The sequence below is a fragment of the Microcystis sp. M53603_WE2 genome (assembly GCF_030065435.1).
On record NZ_JASJFF010000406.1, the window covers coordinates 1 to 2,344 of the forward strand.

At 39.5% G+C, this 2,344-nt stretch carries 2 protein-coding genes and 1 pseudogene; all 3 read right to left on the reverse strand.

Going from position 1 to position 2,344, the window contains the following annotated elements; all coding sequences use genetic code 11:
* Nucleotides 1-180, reverse strand: a pseudogene (locus PX481_RS08515) (ClpB D2-like domain containing protein); the annotation flags it as partial.
* 17 nt (nucleotides 181-197) lie between these two features.
* A complete protein-coding gene (locus PX481_RS08520; protein ID WP_002756710.1) occupies nucleotides 198-1,715 on the reverse strand; it encodes a glycosyltransferase family 39 protein in 1,518 nt (505 codons plus the stop codon).
* Between the two features lie 141 nt (nucleotides 1,716-1,856).
* Nucleotides 1,857-2,138, reverse strand: coding sequence for a hypothetical protein (locus PX481_RS08525; RefSeq protein ID WP_002756712.1), 282 nt, complete (start codon nucleotides 2,136-2,138; stop codon nucleotides 1,857-1,859).
* Nucleotides 2,139-2,344 lie beyond the last annotated feature (206 nt).

The following is a 2,344-nucleotide window of genomic DNA, read 5'->3' on the forward strand; positions in this document are numbered from 1 at the left end:
TTATTCGATCACGGGAGCGATTAACTCGCGTCTTTCCCCCGAAATAACTTTCACCTTACCTTCCTCATCGATATCGACCATGGCAGTATCCCCATCAGAAACCCGTCCGGAGAGAATTTCCTCAGCCAGAACATCTTCCAACAGACGCATAATCGCACGACGTAAGGGACGAGCAAGGTATTAAGTCTCCATAACTACTACCCAATCACTAGGAAAAGTAGAGTGCTGATCAAAGCTGTGATCAAGAGGAATCCCCAAATTTTCCAGAGCAATCCTTGCGCTTTGTTGGATTTAAGAGGCCAGAAATACACCCTACTGGCGAGATCAGACTTATTGTACTTTTCCTCAGTTAAGCAACTTTGGGATCGAGAAAGACCAATTAAGCAACTAACACTGTCGATACGTTCACCTAAACGAAACCTCAAAAAACTTTTTGGTTCTGCAAAGTTGACCACACCACTATTTACACTAGGGTCAAAGACAAGAGAAGCAAATTGAACCAAAATAGAAAGAACAACCAAGCTGCTAATTAACCATCGTTTGAGTCGATTAACCGATAACATCTCTAAGATTAGCAAAGCTATTAAGGGGAGAAGCAGTAGCTGAACTGAGGTAACGTGATAACGAGCAGCCCAAGAACCATCTCCATGCCAGAAATCCAGTTTGCTGGTTAAGATAATATGAAAGACAAGTGCAAAAATTGAGGAAATAAAATATATTCGTATATAAGGTGTTAATTTGTTAAATAAAATAATCCCCAATACTAAACACGGTAAAAGAAAGGGGTCGTAAATAAATATACTTTTAGCTGGTGAGAAGAGAACGCCGAGAATACCAACGTAGGGAGGGTGTATGAGAGGATAATTAGGGGGCAATTCTGGCAACCCTGAAAAGATTGCTCCATTGCGGATTTGCTCCATGAGTAAGGATGTTCCCGTTGTCCAAAAATCCCCAAAGCGTAAGTAATTAAATAATCTACTCATAAAAAAGAAGGGAAATAAGCCGAAGTTCCAGAGTATGGCTGTCTTAAAGATTTGATTCAGCTTGAAATTTTTATAAATTAGACAGCTAATTAGAAACCCAAAAACTGTGAGAGCATAAATGATAGTTGTCGAGCGAATTATAATAGCTGCTCCGATTGCCAATCCACTCAAAAAAACATAAGGTACTTTGTTAGTTTTAATATAAGCTAAAGCACAAGCATAACCTAAAATCACACAAAGTAGGACTGGATTATTTTGTTGAAAAGTTTGTGCATAGTGGAGAACGGTAGTACCTAGCAACCAAATCAAGCTAGCAGATGCCGCAATTTTCTCCTGAAAATCAAATAGTCTAAGTAACCAATAACAAGAGAGAACAACTAATACATTTAGAGGGATAACTACAAGAAAACTAACCGCAAATTCTCGTAATAAATAAGGCTTAATACTAGGAAAAACTTTAGAGAGTTGAGTGCCAATCCAATCTGCGGGCAACATTAATAAAGATTGTCCCATATCATAATGTTCATATCGTTTTCCATCTACTCCTAAAACACCAACACGGTCTAATCGAGAGGAAGGACGATAATTTGGGGGTAAAGAAACCTCCTCAGTTCCTGTCCACAGGGCATGGGCCATTCTTAGCCTAACATCGGTATCTGGAGGTAAGTTGGCAGGATTGATTATTGTTATCCAGAGTAGGGCAATAAGAGCTACTTTTGTGACTGTTTTCATGATCATCTATTTTTAGTATCTGTTTGAAAAGTTATCGGGCGTTGCTGATTTTAAGTATCAATTGTCCTCTCGGCAATTTTTAAAACCTAGCAGTAAGGTAACTTGTGGATAGGAGGCACAATTTAGTCTTCATGTCTTGATTCAGCGACACCGCTTTTTACTATCCTCCGCTGCTGCCGCTTCTAGGCTGGTAATTGCGGTTTCTGCCGTCAAAATGTCAGGAATATCACTTAAACTAGCAGTTTGATAAACCTGTTCATTTCTAGCAAATAAATTGCTCATATCTTGAGAATAATTAGAAGCGATCGATAGCAAAGCTCCGGCAAAAATATAAAGAGGTAAAGGCAAAATAAACCCCTTGGCCCATTGATAAAACTCCACCAACAAAAATAACAAAACACAGCCCACAAACCAAACTTTCATCGCACTTTTTCCCTATTTTTACGAGAAAAGGTGAGCAAGAAGCCCACCTTTTATTTAACTAATTACAGTGAGAATTTATTCGATCACGGGAGCGATTAACTCGCGTCTTTCCCCCGAAATAACTTTCACCTTACCTTCCTCATCGATATCGACCATGGCAGTATCCCCATCAGAAACCCGTCCGGAGAGAATTTCCTCAGCCAGAA

What these genes read in the sequence shown, in the direction of transcription:
- PX481_RS08520 (WP_002756710.1), bottom strand. Translation starts at nt 1,715, where the DNA reads ATGAAAACAGTCACAAAAGTAGCTCTTATTGCCCTACTCTGGATAACA.
- PX481_RS08525 (WP_002756712.1), bottom strand. Translation starts at nt 2,138, where the DNA reads ATGAAAGTTTGGTTTGTGGGCTGTGTTTTGTTATTTTTGTTGGTGGAG.